The sequence below is a fragment of the Maribacter sp. UBA3344 genome, from assembly GCF_002362375.1.
GTDB classification, from domain to species: domain Bacteria; phylum Bacteroidota; class Bacteroidia; order Flavobacteriales; family Flavobacteriaceae; genus Maribacter; species Maribacter dokdonensis.
The window spans coordinates 70,537-88,344 of sequence record NZ_DERI01000001.1; the positions used below are offsets into that span (position 1 = coordinate 70,537).

A 17,808-nucleotide genomic window follows, 5' to 3' on the forward strand; every position below is an offset into this window, starting at 1 on the left:
AAAGTCGGGTAAAAAAGGTAAATAAAAGCAATAAAAACAAAAACCCCACTGGTTAGTGGGGCTTTTATATATAGTTTAAGGCGTTAAAGGTTTAGACAACATAAAGTCATCTGTATGTGAACATTTTTAATTGTTCAATGCCTCTGCACCACCAACAATTTCTAAAATTTCATTGGTAATTGCTGCTTGCCTTGCTTTGTTATATGTCAATTTCAATTGGTCACGTAGCTCAGTTGCATTATCTGTAGCCTTGTGCATTGCGGTCATACGAGCACCATGTTCACTAGCAAAAGAATCTCTAATGCCTTTATACAATTGTGTTTTTAAGGATTTAGGAATCAATTGCTCTATAATTTCAACTTTAGAAGGCTCAAAAGTATAATCTGCACTTGCCGTTTCTTCTACCTCTAATGGTACAATTGGCAAAAACTGCTCGGTCATAACAATTTGGGTAGCCGCATTTTTGAATTTGTTGTACACAATATCAATACGGTCATATGCGCCAGCCGTGAACAATTCCATTAAGTTCTCTGCTATTGCTGCAACATTATCAAAGGTTAGATCATCAAATACACCACTATGGTTAGCAATAACATTATAGCGTTTACCTAAATAATCATTAGCTTTTTTGCCTACCGCAACAAAATCAACTTCTTTACCTGCATAAACATTTTCAACAAGGTTTACAGATTGCTTTAAGATGTTGGTATTAAACGCCCCACATAGTCCTCTGTTAGAAGTAACCGATACGACCAAAACTTTATTCACCGCACGATTATCGGCATAAACACTACCAGAATCACCTTCTAAACTAGCACTTAGATTTTGTAGTAATTCGGTCAGTTTATCGGCATAAGGTCTCATTGCCGTAATGGCATCTTGCGCCTTTTTCAATTTTGCAGCAGAAACCATTTTCATGGCACTGGTAATCTGCATCGTTGAAGAAACCGATGAAATCCTATTTCGTATTTCCTTTAAATTTGCCATTTATTCAAGTTAAAAGTTATGAATGAAGAGTTATGAGTTTTTAATTATAGAAACTAAAATTCTAATAAGTTCTTCGCATTTAATTTTCATATCCTTTGGCACATTTCTTCCGGTAGCCTCTAATATATCCAACCAATACATGGTTTCATCCGCTTCCTTAAGAGCAATTCCAAACTTATTTTTAAAATCTTTTTTACTAACCCCTCTCTGCGCTTCTCTAGTATTAGTTCCAATACTAGTTCCACTTCTTAACAATTGAGAGGCAAGCTCAAAATCTTTATTTTCTTTTAATTTATCACAGTACAAAACAATATTACAAGCAAATTCAAAACTCTTGACCCGGATAGGGCTTTCATTTAAATAACTCATAACTCATCGCTCTGCACTTTTAACTTATTTGTATTTCGCAGAAAGCTCTTTACAAACAGAAGTCAAGGTATCTGTTACTTCATCTGTAAGCTTACCAGACTTCAAGGTATCTAGAACATCTCTGTGCTTAGCGTTCAAAAACTCCAAATAATCACGTTCGAATTCCTTTACTTTTTCAACAGGAACATCTCTTAACAAGTTTTTAGAACCTGCATAGATTATAGCTACCTGATCTTCAACCGTAAATGGATCATTCTGAGCTTGTTTTAATATTTCAACGTTTCTACGTCCTTTTTCAATTACGTTCAATGTCGCAGCATCTAAATCTGAACCAAATTTAGCAAAGGCTTCCAATTCACGGAACTGTGCTTGATCCAGTTTCAATGTACCGGCAACTTTCTTCATTGATTTAATCTGAGCGTTACCACCAACACGAGAAACAGAGATACCTACGTTAATTGCTGGTCTAACACCTTGGTTGAATAAATCTTGCTCTAAGAATATCTGTCCGTCAGTAATAGAAATTACGTTCGTTGGGATATATGCAGAAACATCACCTGCTTGAGTTTCAATAATTGGCAAAGCCGTTAAAGAACCACCACCTTTTACCATTGGTTTTAACACCTCTGGCAAATCGTTCATTTCTTTTGCGATATCATCATCATTGATAACTTTTGCAGCACGCTCCAATAATCTAGAGTGTAGGTAGAAAACGTCACCTGGGTAAGCCTCACGCCCTGGTGGTCTTCTTAACAAAAGAGACACCTCACGGTAAGCAACCGCTTGTTTTGATAAATCATCATATATAATTAATGCAGGACGACCTGTATCACGGAAATACTCACCAATAGATGCTCCCGTAAATGGTGCATATACTTGCATTGGTGCAGGATCAGATGCGTTAGCAGCTACAATGGTAGTATATGCCATTGCACCTTTATCTTCCAATACTTGAGCAATACCGGCAACGGTAGATGCTTTCTGACCTATGGCAACATAGATACAGTAAACAGGCTCACCAGCATCATAAAATTCTTTTTGGTTTAGAATGGTATCAATACAAACCGTAGTCTTACCAGTTTGACGGTCACCAATAACAAGCTCTCTCTGCCCTCTACCAACTGGGATCATCGCATCAATTGCCTTAATACCAGATTGCATTGGCTCTGTTACAGGCTCTCTGTAGATTACACCTGGAGCTTTACGCTCAAGTGGCATCTCATAAGTATCACCGGCAATAGGTCCTTTACCATCGATCGGGTTACCTAAGGTATCCACAACACGACCAACAATACCTTCACCAACTTTTACAGAAGCAATACGTTGTGTACGCTTAACCGTATCTCCTTCACCAACAGATTTAGAAGGTCCTAAAAGAACCACACCAACGTTATCTTCTTCAAGGTTCAAAACGATACCTTCAAGACCGCCTTCGAATTCAACCAATTCTCCATATTGAGCATTAGCTAGTCCGAAAACTCTAGCGATACCATCACCAACCTGTAATACAGTACCTACTTCGTCTAAAGTAGCGGTAGCATCGAATCCTGATAATTGTTTCTTTAAAATTGCTGATACTTCAGCGGCTTTTACTCCTGCCATTTTTAATTAGATATAAGATATTAGACAATGAATGTAACCATTCGTGGTCTTATATTGTTATTATAGACTATTTGAAAATTCTCTTTTTAAATTATTAAGCTTGTTGCTTACGCTAGCATCATACTGTAAATCTCCAACTCTTAAGATGAAACCTCCAATAATACTTTCGTCAATTTTACTTTCAATGGTAACCTCATCACCAGTAATAGTAGCAACCTGCTTTAATATTTTTTTCTCCATCGCGGCATTTAAAGGTACAGCCGTTGTTACGTAAGCAACGTTCTTACCTTTTAATTGCTCATTTAGGATAATGTATTTTAAGGCTACCTCATTTAACATACCTAAACGCTTGTTGTCTACCAACATTGTTATAGCGCCTTCCGTAATTGAATTACATCCTTTGAAAATTTCAAGTAATGCGCTCTTTTTAGAAGTACCGGAAACAACCGGACTTGCCAATACATCTTTTAATTCTTTACTATCTGAAATAGTAGTGGCGATTGAACGCATATCTTTCTCAACAGCATCCAAGGCTTTATTTTCCTTGGCCATGTCCAATATTGCCTTTGCGTAACGTAATGCAGCTCTAGATTCGCTCATTATTTCTTTTAGTTAAGTTTTATATCGCTCAACATGGTATCTACCAACTTCAATTGCTTGTCATTGCTAGATAACTCCTCTTTTATAACTTTCTCAGCTATTGCCACAGACAATTCTGCAACTTGACTTTTAATATCGGCAACAGCAGCTTTCTTCTCACTTTCTATAGCAGCTTGCGCTTGTTTCAACATTTTGTCGCCTTCAGCTTTTGCCTGCTCTTTAGAATCAGCTATCATTTTTTCTTTGATCTCACGAGCTTCTTTTAACATAGATTCACGTTCAGCACGTGCCTCTTGCAACATTCTATCATTATCCGCTTGTAAGTTTTGCATATCAGCTTTTGCTTTTTCAGCTGCGGCCAATGCTTCTTGAATACCTGTCTCTCTTTCGTTCAAAGAGTTCAAGATAGGTTTCCAAGCAAATTTTACCATTAAGAAAATTAAACCTAATAATAGAATTGTTTGTACGATAAACAATCCTGGTGAAAAATCATTCAATAAAACTTCCATATTCTAATCTTTAAAATCTAAATCAATAATTAAAAACATTTCCTGTAACCAACCGTTACAGGAAGATGTCTTTGGGTTTTCGTGTTCTTATTTTCCTAAGAACAAAGCACCGAATGCTAAACCTTCTAAAAGTGCAGCTACGATAATCATCGCAGTTTGAATTTTTCCTGCCGCTTCTGGCTGACGAGCAATACCTTCCATTGCTTTACCACCGATTTGACCAAGACCTAAACCTGCTCCGATAACGATTAAACCTGCTCCAATTAAATTGTAAGTTACCATACTAATTGATTTATATAATTAAATTAAAAAAACTCTTGTTAAATAAAATCTCCTCTAACATCCTCTACATCTGCCACCTCATGACCGTGAGAATCATGCTCATGGTCGTGATCATGTTCCGCTACCGCCATACCTATAAACAAAGCTGAAAGTGCCGTAAAAATATATGCCTGTAAAAAGGCCACCAACACCTCAATAAGGGTGATGAAGAATGATAAAACCAATGAAAGACCCGTAGCACCTGCCACACCTAAACTTTCTTTAAGCGTAAACATAATCGCAATTAAGCTCATTACAACAATATGCCCTGCAGATATGTTTGCGAACAAACGTACCAATAATGAAAAAGGCTTAATGATAAAAGCACCTGCCAATTCTATAATCGCCAAAATTGGTTTTACGAAAACCGGTACACCTGGCATCCACAAAATGTGCATCCAGTAATCTTTGTTACCGCTAACTGTATATATGATCAAGGTAAATATTGCCAAACAAGCTGTAACCGCTATTTGCCCAGTTACATTGAACCCAAATGGAGTAAGCCCCAACAAGTTCAACACCCATATAAAAAAGAATACCGTTAAAAGATACCCTGTAAATCTTCTGTAATGTTTTTCCCCAATGTTAGGTCTAGCAATCTCATCTCTAACATATAAAACAAGAGGTTCCAACACTCTACCAAAACCAGTTGGTACACTTTTCTTAGTATATTGTTTAGCTAAAGAAGAAAATGCAAACAACAATAACAAACCTACCAACAAGATACCAACAACACTTTTGGTAATAGAAAAATCTAAAACTTTATGCGCATTTGTTGCGTGATGTTCTTCGTCAAAATTTACAGATAAAGCACCAGCTTCCAACTCATAAATTTTGCTGTGAAGTTTTACAAATTTAGAACCGTTCTTTTCAACAATTACGTGTCCGTTATCGTCATGATGAAATTCTGATGACATAAAAGTCACCAAACCATTGCTTGACCAAAGTATTACCGGAAGCGGAAAACCAACATGCTTTCTTTCACCAGCATCATTGGTATAGGAGAATAAATGAAAATCATGAGAATCCTTAAGGTGATGTAAAATATACTCATCTACCTGCTCCTTACCACTTACCGCTCCTTCAGGTGCTGTGTCTGATACCGCGAAACTTTGCAATGAAAAACAAAGTATTAGAAGTTGTAATAAGGTTTTAATCGTATTTGAAACTTGCATCATTAGTTCTTTATCAAAAAATTAAGCTCCTAGAAATTTTGCGCAAAAGTAGTCAATAATAACATAACCATCCCAATTTTAAAGCTTTAAAATTTACAGACTTTTATTCCCCATTATTTTGGCAATAAAAAACACCTCTAGAAATAGAAAAATTAAAATCGGAATCAACAGCATTCCTCTATATAACTGAGGCATAATACGTTCTCCAAGTAGGTATGGGTAAAAGATCATAGCAAACAACGTAATCTTAAATACAAGTGCCGCCATGTATAGAAACCCTAATTGCTGAAAAAATGAATTGTTTTTAGCCGCAATGAAAAAGATAATCACCAATACGAGTGAAAACACATAATGAAATGTATAGGCTTTTTTCAATAATGGAATAAAATAAAGTTCAGCATTGCTTAAAAGCTGATCTTGTAAAATAAAAGAAGTCGCGCCCACAACAGTGAACACGACTATATATAAAATGATATTTTTTAGCAACGTTTTATTTATTTAATGCCATAACCTTTTTTATGACCAAGTAGATAGACAAAAATACTGCAAGTAAAGTAAATGTATCTTCTAAAAACGTTTTTTCATATTTTTCATCTAACCATTCTCCTAAAAGATTGCCCAAAAATATAGTGACACCCATTTGTATGGCAACACCAGATAAGCTTGCGGCGTTTCTTAAAAGCTCAGAATTATCATTGTCTTTACGAGGCTTTTGCGGCTCCATTGTTCGGTGCTTTAAAACCTGCAGGGTTACTTCCTCCTTTTTTACCGCCCATGTTACAAGAAGCATTAAAAGTAGCACCTGGTTCTACTGCCAGCTTACTTACAGATACCGTACCTTCTATTACAGCAGATGATTTTAAGGATAACAGATCAGATACCAATAATTCGCCATTAAAACTACCTTCTATATCTGCATTTACACATTCTACTTTACCATGAATATAGCCGTCTTTGCCAATGACCACTTTGCCAGAGGTTTTTACATTACCATCTAACTTTCCATCTATACGAAAATCTGCTTCTGAGATGATATCTCCTTTGATTTTGGTATTCTTCTCTATTCTGTTGGGTTGTCCTCCTATTTCATTCATAGCTTTAGGTTTTTGTCTGTCTGAAAACATTGTTCACGGTTTTGGGGTTAAAAGCGTATTTCTATAATCGATTATATTTTTGTGTACTTGTATAATCTTATAGTTCTCTGATAAAACTACAAAATTCTCATCAGCAACTCGGTAATCCTTATTATTTTTTAATAGCTCTGCATAGCCAAGTGCATAATCTTTTGACTTAAACCCATGAACTACTACAAATTGATCTTCTAGGTTATAAATATCTTTAGAAATCTTGTTCTTGTATTTAAGATCGGTAATTGATTTCTCTAACAGTTCCATCAGCTTTAGCGCCTTCTCATTATTACTTCTCTTAAAAGGAAAAACAACTTTCCAGTTAGAGGTTCCCTTGGAGTCTGTTTCCGGTGAAAATTCTTTTTGCTCCAGTTTAGGAAGATGCTCTGCTATCATTTGCTCGGCTTTTTTACCTTCTGGATTGTTAGGATACGTCAATGCCACATAGTTCAAAGCTTCTTTAAAAAGCTCAAAACCTTGCAGCCTACCAATGGCATTTGCTTTCAACATTTCAAACTTTGGAACAATAGGGTCACCTGTAAATCTATTGATGTTTTCCTCCGCACCTGTAATTACCTGCAAAAAGTGTTGTTCTTGATATTGTTTGAACAAATTCTCATAGCGTTTCTCTGGACTATCTGAACTGTCTGCCAGAACCGCTTGTGGGTTTAACAATATTTCCGCGTACCTAGAATCTGAGTGGTTGGCAATAATATCTGCCTTCATCCTCTCTTTCAACGGACTATCTACTTCTTCATATATCTTGTACAGGTTATATTTAGAAGGTAAGATCAAACGCTCTTCGGCATTTGAGGCTAGAACGTTTTCCAATTTCTCTGCCGCTAAAAGATTTTCATTGAACTTTTCCTTATAGATAAGCCCTAATTGATAGTTGGCAAAATTACGTTCTGTCTTTAAGCTATCTATAATAGCAACATCTGTAGGTAAACGATCCATGTAATAGTCTAACGAGAATTTCTCATCTTCACTAACTACACTAATACTATCATTTGCTCCCGGAGCATTCTTTAATGCAATATTCTCACTATTAATAAGCGACTTGTCTGACCATCGCCAATCATCTGTCAATTCTCTATTGCCCCAACGGTTTTTAAAGTCATTCTGACCATAGCCCAAACTAGTAATGTTATAGAAATAGAATTTGCCTTTATTCTCTTTACCGCCCTTGCTGTTGTTAAAAGCAGCAAAACCATCTGTAATTCTTTCCTTCTCTTTTTTCTGCGCAGCTTCCTTAGCTTTTTGTAGCTCTTCAATATGTTTACCAAAATATGCCAATTGCTCATCTTTTGGCATTTGGTAAACCGTAATTACACTATCTGCATAATGCACAATGTCTTCGTACTTAATAACATCTTCAAGGTTATCCCTTTTTTTCTTGATCGCCCTAAACTTCTTGGTATTCTCGTTAAGGTTGGTCAATACACTATCATAATAGGCACCTGCGGGCTTATAGATCCTTTCATCAAAATTATATTCTGCTAAATTCTCATAGTTGAGCGCATTCAATTTTGGCTTGTTCTGCGATGCTCTGAGCGATTTGTTGAAATACAATATTGCCAAGCTATCGGATTCTTGTTCTAAGTGAAACTCTGCCAATTGTCTATAAATACCATCTAAGTAAGGTCTGTTCTCCCTATTTAGCTCCATCTTGGTTAAATATTCCAAGATTTCTTCTTTATTCTCACCAGTGACTTGGGTATTCTTTAATTTTTCGATTTTGGCGTTGATCATATAAATCCTAGGGGACTTTCTATTCAACTCGATCACCTTATCAAAAGCATAATTGGCACTGTCCTTATAACCCAATTGATTGTACAACTGACCAATAATATAATAGTACCTTCCTTTTTCAGGATTCTTTTTTGTGTAATGCGATGCAATTTTTAGGTTTTGAACTGCAGTATCCGGAGCATTAAGATTTATATAGGCTTGTGCCAACATTGCCCTTGCATCTGCATACTCTTGATCTTTTAAACGCTCATATTTCATTAAGCGCTTTAAATTTTTTATCGCTAGATCGTCATTTTCTAATCTAATATTTACCTTCTCTCTCCAAATACTTGCTTCATTAAGCTTATCACTTTCCGAATATTTATTAAGAATGTAATTGAAGGATTCCAATGCAGGAATGTAGCGTTCATCAAAATAACGGGCTTTACCTAACAATAGAAAAGCCTCATCTATTTGAGGGTTGCGTTCTTCATCCTTAATATCCATACTATGCTTTTGAATAGCCTTTGTAGCTTTTTCCTCTGCAATAAGAAAATTAGGATTGTTGTCTTCTGAATCTAACTTTATTTCGCCGCTAACTTCTAAACGTTCTATGGGCAACACTTCAAAATAATCATCTTGATAAGTATCGTTCAGGGTTTCTCGCCCTTGTTCAAAAGCAATGTTTCCATTATACAACGTGTTGTACTTGGTATTGAGCGCGTGCCAATTTCGGTTTACGAACTTGTCTTTCTTAACGGAACATGCATTAAAAAGCATACTCGTTAAAACACCGGATAAAATAAGTTTGTTTCTAAGATTCAAAATAGATAATCTACGTATGTATGTTTAACTTAAAAACAACCAGATTATTATACCGTTTATCGGTAAACTGCATATTTATTTTTAAGCCGTGTCACCATTTATGAACCGCTATACCAAATTTTTACCGACCATATAGTTTGTTTTACAATAAAATGATCAAGAGCTTATGAGTTTACTGCCGATAATCTGATCCAATGCAACTTCGTCGGATTCTAACTTACTTGGATTAAAATTTAGAAAAGAAAAACCGACCTAATGGTCGGTTTTAAGTTCTTACACTAACTGTAGTACGTCTTATTGAAAACCAGTTAAATTTTACCATATGTGGTTCTTAACTGCGCTCTAAACGGACATATATTTTTAAATTATTCCACAACTACCTCAGCCTTTTCAGACCCAAAGAAAACTTCTAATTCTTTTAAAGTCTCGGCAGATGTTTCAATGTCTTTGACTACCTCACCTTTGTTCAGTACAACAATTCGCTCACATACTTCGGTTACATGAATTAAATCATGACTAGAAACCAATACCGTTACATCTTGCTGTGCAGCCAGATCTTTAATGATCTGCTTAAGGCGTATTTGTGTAGTTGGATCTAAATTTGCAAATGGCTCATCTAAAATAACCACTTTGGGGTTGCCAATAAAAGATGCCACTATACCTGCTTTCTTCTGGTTTCCTTTAGATAAATCTCTCAAGTATTTCTTTTGACCTAATATTTCGCCGTGAAAGAAGTCCTGATATTGTGCCAAGAGTGCATCTACATCGGCTTTATTTTGCCCACGTAGGTCCCCTATGAAATAAAAATACTCTTCGGGAGTCAAATACCCAATTAAAAAGGTTTCATCAATAAAGGAAGAGGTAAACGGTTTCCAATTTTCACTGGTATTTACTTGTACCTCGTTATTAATAATATGACCGGTAGTTGGTTGTATTAGGTCTAGCAACAAACTAAAAAGGGTTGTTTTACCTGCACCGTTATTACCTACCAATCCAAAACTTTGTCCTGTTGGTATTTCTAGGTTCTCTATATTCAATACTTGTTGTGAACCATATATTTTTGATAAATTTTCAATTGTAATCATAATCGTGTTATTTACTTTGGCTACGCTCAGCAACCTTTTTGTTCGTTATTGGTTAAAAGAAATAAATCCAATTTATCTGTCTGAATAGCTTATTAACAACTAGCCGACATTTAATGTCCTTATTCCTGTAACTTTATATTCCTTACTGAATTCTTTAAGCTTTCCTAATAAGCTTTTTTCTTTGTACTTATTACTTAATACCCGGTACTTATCAATCAACTCGCCTTTTCTTTAAAACCTGCAATCATTCCATATTTCTTTTTCTTGTATTGCTCGGTAATTAAACCTAATAAGTAATTCTTCATGGCAAAGCCTATAATTCCCATTACTGAAAGTACTCCTACCGCCACTTCTAAATTAAAAATGTAGTAAAAGATAGAGAATATAATGATTGGTACAATTAATACCGGAAGCATCACCAAAAACTGAGTAGCACTTGCACCCTGCATGTTACCAAACGGACTCTGATCTAACTCTATCCTTTTCTTATTAAACGAACCAAAATATAATATGACAGGTATGTTTACACCCAAGTTATATAAGGCACATCCAAAATTAATTGCCAAGGCATCCCAACCAAAGTAAACGTAAGGTATCGTCAATAAAAACATAGCTACAATGCTCACTGTAATTAGTGAAACCTTTGACTCCAGATACTTTCGCATGGGTATGTTTTGCGACATCATCATACTATAGTAACTACTATCCCAAGCCGGAATAAACTGCCCAAAATTACTTAAGAAAATACCTGTCATAAATATACCCACAAAGGCTTTCATAGGCATCATGCTACTATATATCTCCTGGGTATAGAATACCAGACCATAAAAGACAAACAATAGCGAAATATACACTTGTGACTTGGTTCTTTTATTTCTCCAAATCATTTTAAGATCTAACTGAAGAAAAGAGCCCATTTCGCCAAAGCGTTTGGTCCAAGCTAAATCTGAGGTATTTGCCTGTACCGATTTTGCTTTGAGCTTTGCATCTAGGTAAATTTTATCTTTTAAGTATTTATAATTTACATAGTACATAGCGACTGCAAGCGCAATAGGAATCAAAACCGTAATTGGGTATGCGTAAAGTGCATGAAAAACAGGAGCAAAAAAGGCCTTTACAGAAAACACACCGAAATAATCCAATCCGTAGCCTAAAACAAGTATGCTAACAATACCTATTAAAACCTTATCGTTTTTATTCACCAAAAGGTTTACATAATTTATGCTCAACACAATTGCAATAATGGCAACTACCCATAACAATACATTTAACGCCGGGTAACCGTTAAACAGCAAAACGACGGCAAATGGCACAATGAAAAATAATGTGAGTAAATTATAGATAGATGCGGCAGATCTACCTAAAATATAATGTGCAATGGTGCTTTTCTTTACCGGTGTGGTCAAAAAAGGTTTAATGTCCATTACCGGTAATTTCTGCATAAAATACCTGAGCATTAATTCCATCAAAATCCAGTAGATAAAATATTGGCTAACAATCCATAGCGGGCTTTGGTCCGGAAAGAACTTGCGGATTAAAAAATACATACCCCCACCGGTTACGGCGAGCGATATCAACATATACACCGCAAAAAACCCCATGACTATTTTTATCCCTAAACTTTTTCCAAGATTAGAGGATCTAAAAAAAGATTTCCATTGTAAGGAAGAAAATCGTTTAAACATTCGGTTGGTTTTAGTATTCTAAATATAAGTAAGAAAAATCTTGAGTTTGTTACAAGATGAATCGAATTTATATTTAAGACACCTTGAATGTCATTTACTACAACGACTATTCTTTATATTATTGATTCGAAATTTCTTTACAAACCAATAAATAAAATACACAATTTCAAATCACACTCAACTCCCTGTACACCATAACTATTCCAACAATTATAAAAATAAAACATCCAAAAATTATATTGATATCGTAAGAATAGTATGTTGAACTATAATTGTTATCATTCACAAAATCCTTCACAACTTTTATAAGGCGAAGTGAACCACCAATAAGCAGTATGACACCAAAAAATAAATTGATAAAGTCTATTTGTAGTACTTCATTCATTAATATTTAATTCAATATATAGATTAATCGTTTTTAATCTACAGTTGTAAAGCACTAAAAGTCCAGCAATATTAAATACAATGGCAAGAAGCCAAAACCACATAAAGTGAAAAGTGTTAAACCAAAAATATGATGTATTTAAAAATAATGATGGCAAGGACATTATTGAAAACATATATTGAGCTGAATGTATTTTCTTATATACTCCTTTAGGACTATAATACCAATAGAAGGCAATTATCTGCGGAATTATTAGCGACATCAAGGCTATTACTTTAAGGGTTTTATCGTTTAAAACTAATTGAGTAAAATAAATTGCAAACCCAATCATCATCAACACCAGAAAATAACTTGGTTTTTTGAAAAAGTTAAATATAGTATTGAATAGTGCTTTTTGATATGTCCAGTGTCTTTTTTTGTGTAGACTCTTTTGAAAATTAATAATGAAATTCTTCTTAGAATTAAGAAAATCTATCAATAAAACGTAGCAAGTATTATTTTCATATTCTGTTGCTAAGTGATCAATAAGCTCTACTCTTACATCTAAAAACCTGATACCGTTCGCAGTTAGATATTCTTCTATTTTCTGTATTTCAATAATATTTAATGCCATAGTACTTTTTGATTATTAAATGACATATGAGAATTATATAAGCTTGAAAAGTAAAAGAAAAATGAGATTGCAAATGCATGAAGCCCTATTGAAATATACATTAAAGAACCATCATCATATATAGACATAAAATTTGTCCACAATGGATTGTAAAGTACATAAACAAATCCAACCCCTATCGCATTAATTTTGAAAAGAAAGCTAAATGTAGTTTGATAGTCAGTGGTCTTAATTCGGTAATCGTAAACCATAAGGATTACAAAAAAAATTATATATACAGCTCCAATAATTTTTGATATCGAATCTAAGAATGTTATTGAAAAAATACCATTTAAAATAAAAGCAGTTAAGACTATAAAAAGAGAGGCTAAAGTTGATTTGAGATATACCTTCTTAATTTGTTTTACACTTTTACTAATCATTATTCGTGGACCATTCCAATACAAACCTAACCAGAAGCTAGAATAATTATCTAGCTCTATATTCCAACGTTGAGTCTCAACAGAAAATGCTTCATCAAAATCAACCGAATTCAATCGCATATTTTGACAAGTACTTTCAATTATATGATCATAAATTTCAGCACGTAAATCTATTTGAAACAATTCCTTTTTATCTAAAAAATCACGAATCTGTTTTAATTCTGATTGTTGTAATTTCATAACTCAATATTTAGTTAATGCTCCATTTTGGGTTTACCAATTGTTCCATATTTCTAATGAACTCTTCAAGTTCTGCTAATCGATTGGTCTTTTCTCTAACACCTTGCTCCGTAAGTTTGTAATACTTGCGTAACCTATTATCAACCCTTGTAACCTCAACATCTAATAAACCTTCTGCTTCTAATTTGTGCAGTGCAGGGTAAAGAGCACCTTCGGTAATTTTCAATTCCCCTTTTGTTATCTCTTTTACCTTTTGGGTAATTTCGTAACCATACATTTTTTCGCCTTCATCTAATAATTTGAGAATGATGGTATTTAAACTGCCCTTATATAATTTGGAATTTGCCATTGTTGTTTAAACTATAGAAGGGAAAGATACATAATTTTCTTATGCATAAGAAAATTATGTATAAAAATTCTATTTACTTGTTAGAAGTCAAGTTTCTTTTATTACCCGCCAAAAACTCCCGCTCCAATTTATTCGTAGTCTCAGCCAATGCTTTATCTAAAAAAGAAATCGCTAATTGTTTCTTTCCTATTTTCATATAATATTCCGCATAACAACCGTAATATAAATAAGCCCTTTGACCAAGTTCTGCAGCATCAATGTGCTTTAACAATTGATGTGTTTTTTCAAAATCAGATAACTGAAGACATACTGTTGCATGATTTAACAACGTAAACATATTGGGTTTAAACATATACAATTGTTCGTACCAATAAGAGATGTTTTTCCAATTGGTATCTTTAAATGTTTTGGCATTTAAATGCTCAGAGGCTATCGCAGCTTCATAATGATACACAGAGGTATCTTCATACTCCGTAGCTTTAAGCATAGCACTATTCCCCATCTTTATCAATGGAAAATACCACTTGGTACGGTCTTGATACCGCAAATTAACTATTTGATTGTCAGAGGAAACTTTGCTTTCCAGTCGTGACATATGAAAACAAAGCAATGCAAAAAGTGCATACAAACTGCCACTTCTAAATTGCTCCTTTTTTAAGAGTAGTTGGCAAAGGCGAATAGCTTCGCCACATAAATCTTCTTTTATTAACTTTTCCTTGTTTGTAGAATGAAAGCCTTCATTGAACGTTAAATAAATGACTTCCATAACCCGTGCCATTCGTTCTTGAACAGTTTCAGGACTTGGGTATTGAAACTGAATATTTTTATCCTGAATGGTTTTTCTTGCCCTTAGTAATCGCTTAGCGATAGTTTCCTCTTTGGTCAATAAGGCAGCGGCAATTTCTTTGATACTAAAACCGGAAATGGTTTTAAGTGCAAAGGCTATTTGTTCGCTAGGGTGTAAACTTGGGTGACAAGCAACAAAAATCATTCGCAACTGACTGTCTGCTACCTCATGATCTAAAAACAGTTCCTCTATTTGTAAAGATGATGCTCCAGTTGTAATGCTAAGGTTCCTATTTTTTTCGGCTTGTATACTACGAAGAATATCAATGGTTCTGTTTTTGGCGACACGGTTCAACCACCCCTCTGGATTATCGGGTATTTTAGTACGCCATTGCGAAGCTGCTTTTATAAATGTATCCTGTACCGCATCTTCAATGGTTTCTATATACGACAACCCGAAAAAACGGGTTAAAATAGCGACCATCTTCCCGTAATGATGTCTAAAAAGATGGTCAACTACTTTTTGTTCCATTTAATTTACTGCTCAAAAACCATTACTTCCCTAATCTCAACAGTACCGTCTAAATCATAATCTGGATAATCTTTAGCGATTTCAACTACAGCTTCAGCATTCTCTGCCTGTACAATATAGTAACCGCCTATCAATTCCTTACCTTCGATCAAAGGGGCGTCTGTAACGGTACGATTTGGTCCGGATACTCTTTTTACTTGGGGCATTAATGCATCGCCAGATTTAACAATGCCTTGTTTTTGCATTTTTTCGTTCCAAGCGAACCACTTACCCATTCGTGATTGTAGTTGTTCTGGTGATAAACCTAATTCTTGGTAATCTGCACCGATGAAAATCATCATAAAATCTTTCATAATTTAACTATTTTAATTTTATATAGAACTCGCTCTAAGTTCTCAATGTTTACCCCATGACGTTACCAAAATCAAATTAGGGACATTTTTTAGAACTATTTTTCAAAAAAAGATAAGTTAAGGATTATTTAAACTGAAATAACTTCTGTTACCATCCTCCACTACCACTAATATTTAATAATAGCTTGACAGTTCGAATTGAGCAACCACTATAAATTAATTTTTGTAGCTCTTTTTCCTCTTGTGGTTACTGTTACGGCACGATTTAAAAACTCAGGCTAGGTTTTACTTATATTATTGGCACTATGGGGTTTAATAATATTCCTCTATCTAGTATGGAGCCTCTTGCAAACGAGCACCAGTGTAGAGATTATATTATATTAATTTATTAGACCTGTACTTACTTGGCACAGCACTCGTCAAAGACCTGCGCTAGCGGGGGCTATTCGGAGATAGAAATATCAATCAGCTCCAGTTCCGATAAAAGAAATATAATTCCAATCAACAGCGAAAACATGCCAAATAAGAGTAGCTTAAAATTAACCGTCGCACCATAAAATTTTAACTCATCCTTTAGATTTTTAGACAAATCGTCATCAAATTCTTTATCATATTTTGTTTTTTTTAGTGAAAAATAAATCATTATCAACCCCAAAATCAGTAAACCAATAGCTTTGAAAAATTTCATAATTAGGATTTAACTATTTTAGTATTTAAAAAGAACCTACCCTAAGTTCTTATTGATTACCCCATGACGTTACCGAAATCAAATTAGGGACAATTTTTATAGGTTTTTTTCAAAAAAAGATAAGTTAAGAATTATTTAATATGATAAAAACCCTTCAAATACCATTGATGATTAGACTTTTTTGACAAATGTCATATGATATCGCAAAAGCATGCTTAATTTTGTAAATCGATTTAAAGAAATGAACATATGTCGCAATTTCACCCATTAACGGTAAAACATATTAAGAAATTAACGCCAACATCTGTTGCCGTTACATTTTCAATTCCTAAAGAATTGGCACAGACTTTCACCTTTACGGCGGGTCAGTATATCACAATAAAAAAAGAAATAAAGGGCAAAGAACTTAGAAGAGCATACTCCATTAGTTCATCTCCTGAAAAAGATGGCATCACAATTGGGATCAAAAAAGTAGATAATGGTGGATTCTCAAATTACGCCAACTCAGAATTAAAAGTAGGCGATACATTAGAGGTGATGGAACCAGAAGGTCGTTTCGTTTTTAATACTACTAAAGAAGTACAGAACATAGCAGCATTTGCTGCAGGTAGTGGTATTACCCCTATTATGAGTATTGTAAAGTCTGTTTTAGATAGTAACCCAAAAAACAAATTTGTTTTAGTTTACGGAAACAAATCTTACGAAGAGACTATGTTCTATACAGATTTGGTGAAATTGGAATTAGAATATGCCAATCGGTTTTTTGTGTACTTTACCAATAGTCAAACTCGTGAAGACAAGGCTTTATTCGGTAGAATAGATACCTCAACGGTAAATTATGCACTATTGAACAAGCATAAGGACGTTGATTTTGATGGATACTATTTATGTGGACCAGAGGAGATGATCCGTTTGGTACAAGATACTTTAATAGAGAATGAAGTAGATAAGGATAAAATCCATTTTGAACTTTTTACACCCACTGAAATAAAAGAGGAATTACCTATACAGGCCGATGGTCAAACAGCAGTTACCGTACTTGTTGATGATGAGGAATTTCAGTTTACGATGGACAAGAAAAACATAATTCTTGATGCCGTTCTTAAAGAAAACATTGATGCACCATATTCTTGCCAAGGTGGAGTATGTAGCAGCTGTATAGCCAAAGTAACCGAAGGAAGTGCTGAAATGGTCATGAACCAAATTTTGACCGATAAGGAAATTGCGGACGGATTTATTTTAACCTGTCAAGCCCATGCCACCACACCTACTATAAAGGTAGATTTTGATGATGTATAAAACTATATTAGTATAATTAAAAAACGCCATTATTATAATTTAGTAATGGCGTTTTTTATTTCCTTGGCTACCTTTTCAAAGGCAAAATTAAATTGGATTGCGTTATTGTTTTTAGGGGGTTAAAA

The 17,808-nt window shown here is 34.5% G+C and carries 20 protein-coding genes; 1 reads left to right on the forward strand and 19 read right to left on the reverse strand.

What is annotated here, in order from left to right:
- Positions 1-126 precede the first annotated feature (126 nt).
- From atpG to B2Z27_RS00440, 19 genes are all read right to left on the reverse strand, one after another.
- On the reverse strand, positions 127-987 hold the full coding sequence (gene atpG / locus B2Z27_RS00350; RefSeq protein ID WP_074670923.1) for an ATP synthase F1 subunit gamma: 861 nt from the start codon (positions 985-987) through the stop codon (positions 127-129).
- Between the two features lie 30 nt (positions 988-1,017).
- On the reverse strand, positions 1,018-1,356 hold the full coding sequence (locus B2Z27_RS00355; protein WP_286812115.1) for a four helix bundle protein: 339 nt from the start codon (positions 1,354-1,356) through the stop codon (positions 1,018-1,020).
- 24 nt (positions 1,357-1,380) lie between these two features.
- Positions 1,381-2,958: a F0F1 ATP synthase subunit alpha gene (gene atpA, locus B2Z27_RS00360; protein ID WP_210707752.1), complete on the reverse strand. Its 1,578-nt coding sequence runs from the start codon at positions 2,956-2,958 to the stop codon at positions 1,381-1,383.
- 60 nt (positions 2,959-3,018) lie between these two features.
- Complete coding sequence (gene atpH, locus B2Z27_RS00365) at positions 3,019-3,558, reverse strand: ATP synthase F1 subunit delta (RefSeq protein WP_210707753.1); 540 nt, start codon at positions 3,556-3,558, stop codon at positions 3,019-3,021.
- 8 nt (positions 3,559-3,566) lie between these two features.
- On the reverse strand, positions 3,567-4,067 hold the full coding sequence (locus tag B2Z27_RS00370) for a F0F1 ATP synthase subunit B (protein WP_058104527.1): 501 nt from the start codon (positions 4,065-4,067) through the stop codon (positions 3,567-3,569).
- Positions 4,068-4,154: 87 nt separating this feature from the next.
- Positions 4,155-4,349 carry an ATP synthase F0 subunit C gene (gene atpE / locus B2Z27_RS00375; RefSeq protein ID WP_027065438.1) on the reverse strand — a complete coding sequence of 65 codons (195 nt, stop codon included), beginning with the start codon at positions 4,347-4,349 and terminating at the stop codon, positions 4,155-4,157.
- A 38-nt stretch (positions 4,350-4,387) separates the two neighbouring features.
- On the reverse strand, positions 4,388-5,566 hold the full coding sequence (gene atpB, locus B2Z27_RS00380) for a F0F1 ATP synthase subunit A (RefSeq protein ID WP_414673396.1): 1,179 nt from the start codon (positions 5,564-5,566) through the stop codon (positions 4,388-4,390).
- 90 nt (positions 5,567-5,656) lie between these two features.
- On the reverse strand, positions 5,657-6,049 hold the full coding sequence (locus tag B2Z27_RS00385) for a DUF6168 family protein (RefSeq protein ID WP_286812116.1): 393 nt from the start codon (positions 6,047-6,049) through the stop codon (positions 5,657-5,659).
- Between the two features lie 4 nt (positions 6,050-6,053).
- Positions 6,054-6,287 (reverse strand): AtpZ/AtpI family protein, encoded by a 234-nt coding sequence (locus B2Z27_RS00390; RefSeq protein ID WP_058104529.1) that lies wholly within the window; start codon positions 6,285-6,287, stop codon positions 6,054-6,056.
- The gene (locus B2Z27_RS00395; protein WP_058104530.1) at positions 6,265-6,687 is read right to left on the reverse strand and encodes a bactofilin family protein; all 423 of its coding nucleotides are present in this window, start codon (positions 6,685-6,687) and stop codon (positions 6,265-6,267) included. Before B2Z27_RS00395 ends, B2Z27_RS00390 begins: the two co-directional genes overlap by 23 nt.
- Positions 6,688-6,690: 3 nt before the next feature.
- On the reverse strand, positions 6,691-9,201 hold the full coding sequence (locus tag B2Z27_RS00400; protein ID WP_414673397.1) for a tetratricopeptide repeat protein: 2,511 nt from the start codon (positions 9,199-9,201) through the stop codon (positions 6,691-6,693).
- 410 nt (positions 9,202-9,611) lie between these two features.
- Positions 9,612-10,331 carry an ABC transporter ATP-binding protein gene (locus B2Z27_RS00405; protein ID WP_058104532.1) on the reverse strand — a complete coding sequence of 240 codons (720 nt, stop codon included), beginning with the start codon at positions 10,329-10,331 and terminating at the stop codon, positions 9,612-9,614.
- Between the two features lie 215 nt (positions 10,332-10,546).
- Positions 10,547-12,016 (reverse strand): DUF5687 family protein, encoded by a 1,470-nt coding sequence (locus tag B2Z27_RS00410; RefSeq protein ID WP_286812118.1) that lies wholly within the window; start codon positions 12,014-12,016, stop codon positions 10,547-10,549.
- A gap of 377 nt (positions 12,017-12,393) precedes the next feature.
- Entirely contained in the window at positions 12,394-13,014 is a 621-nt protein-coding gene (locus B2Z27_RS00415; RefSeq protein WP_286812119.1) for a hypothetical protein, read from the reverse strand.
- A complete protein-coding gene (locus tag B2Z27_RS00420) occupies positions 13,005-13,676 on the reverse strand; it encodes a hypothetical protein (RefSeq protein WP_286812120.1) in 672 nt (223 codons plus the stop codon). Before B2Z27_RS00420 ends, B2Z27_RS00415 begins: the two co-directional genes overlap by 10 nt.
- A gap of 10 nt (positions 13,677-13,686) precedes the next feature.
- Positions 13,687-14,025 (reverse strand): PadR family transcriptional regulator, encoded by a 339-nt coding sequence (locus B2Z27_RS00425; protein ID WP_286812121.1) that lies wholly within the window; start codon positions 14,023-14,025, stop codon positions 13,687-13,689.
- Between the two features lie 73 nt (positions 14,026-14,098).
- Entirely contained in the window at positions 14,099-15,343 is a 1,245-nt protein-coding gene (locus B2Z27_RS00430; protein ID WP_286812122.1) for an RNA polymerase sigma factor, read from the reverse strand.
- 5 nt (positions 15,344-15,348) lie between these two features.
- A complete protein-coding gene (locus B2Z27_RS00435; RefSeq protein WP_286812123.1) occupies positions 15,349-15,696 on the reverse strand; it encodes a YciI family protein in 348 nt (115 codons plus the stop codon).
- Between the two features lie 442 nt (positions 15,697-16,138).
- On the reverse strand, positions 16,139-16,384 hold the full coding sequence (locus B2Z27_RS00440) for a hypothetical protein (RefSeq protein ID WP_133671313.1): 246 nt from the start codon (positions 16,382-16,384) through the stop codon (positions 16,139-16,141).
- A gap of 249 nt (positions 16,385-16,633) precedes the next feature.
- Here B2Z27_RS00440 and B2Z27_RS00445 point away from each other — a divergent pair, with 249 nt between their 5' ends.
- Positions 16,634-17,683 carry a ferredoxin--NADP reductase gene (locus B2Z27_RS00445; RefSeq protein ID WP_286812124.1) on the forward strand — a complete coding sequence of 350 codons (1,050 nt, stop codon included), beginning with the start codon at positions 16,634-16,636 and terminating at the stop codon, positions 17,681-17,683.
- Positions 17,684-17,808: the final 125 nt, after the last annotated feature.

Bases quoted from the DNA above. Each gene is read 5' to 3' on its own strand.
- B2Z27_RS00430 (WP_286812122.1), bottom strand. From the start codon at position 15,343: ATGGAACAAAAAGTAGTTGACCATCTTTTTAGACATCATTACGGGAAG.
- B2Z27_RS00400 (WP_414673397.1), bottom strand. From the start codon at position 9,201: ATGCTTTTTAATGCATGTTCCGTTAAGAAAGACAAGTTCGTAAACCGA.
- B2Z27_RS00420 (WP_286812120.1), bottom strand. From the start codon at position 13,676: ATGAAATTACAACAATCAGAATTAAAACAGATTCGTGATTTTTTAGAT.
- B2Z27_RS00355 (WP_286812115.1), bottom strand. From the start codon at position 1,356: ATGAGTTATTTAAATGAAAGCCCTATCCGGGTCAAGAGTTTTGAATTT.
- atpH (WP_210707753.1), bottom strand. From the start codon at position 3,558: ATGAGCGAATCTAGAGCTGCATTACGTTACGCAAAGGCAATATTGGAC.
- B2Z27_RS00390 (WP_058104529.1), bottom strand. From the start codon at position 6,287: ATGGAGCCGCAAAAGCCTCGTAAAGACAATGATAATTCTGAGCTTTTA.
- B2Z27_RS00440 (WP_133671313.1), bottom strand. From the start codon at position 16,384: ATGAAATTTTTCAAAGCTATTGGTTTACTGATTTTGGGGTTGATAATG.
- B2Z27_RS00410 (WP_286812118.1), bottom strand. From the start codon at position 12,016: ATGTTTAAACGATTTTCTTCCTTACAATGGAAATCTTTTTTTAGATCC.
- B2Z27_RS00435 (WP_286812123.1), bottom strand. From the start codon at position 15,696: ATGAAAGATTTTATGATGATTTTCATCGGTGCAGATTACCAAGAATTA.
- B2Z27_RS00415 (WP_286812119.1), bottom strand. From the start codon at position 13,014: ATGGCATTAAATATTATTGAAATACAGAAAATAGAAGAATATCTAACT.
- atpG (WP_074670923.1), bottom strand. From the start codon at position 987: ATGGCAAATTTAAAGGAAATACGAAATAGGATTTCATCGGTTTCTTCA.
- B2Z27_RS00405 (WP_058104532.1), bottom strand. From the start codon at position 10,331: ATGATTACAATTGAAAATTTATCAAAAATATATGGTTCACAACAAGTA.
- atpE (WP_027065438.1), bottom strand. From the start codon at position 4,349: ATGGTAACTTACAATTTAATTGGAGCAGGTTTAATCGTTATCGGAGCA.
- B2Z27_RS00425 (WP_286812121.1), bottom strand. From the start codon at position 14,025: ATGGCAAATTCCAAATTATATAAGGGCAGTTTAAATACCATCATTCTC.
- atpB (WP_414673396.1), bottom strand. From the start codon at position 5,566: ATGATGCAAGTTTCAAATACGATTAAAACCTTATTACAACTTCTAATA.
- B2Z27_RS00395 (WP_058104530.1), bottom strand. From the start codon at position 6,687: ATGTTTTCAGACAGACAAAAACCTAAAGCTATGAATGAAATAGGAGGA.
- B2Z27_RS00445 (WP_286812124.1), top strand. From the start codon at position 16,634: ATGTCGCAATTTCACCCATTAACGGTAAAACATATTAAGAAATTAACG.
- atpA (WP_210707752.1), bottom strand. From the start codon at position 2,958: ATGGCAGGAGTAAAAGCCGCTGAAGTATCAGCAATTTTAAAGAAACAA.
- B2Z27_RS00370 (WP_058104527.1), bottom strand. From the start codon at position 4,067: ATGGAAGTTTTATTGAATGATTTTTCACCAGGATTGTTTATCGTACAA.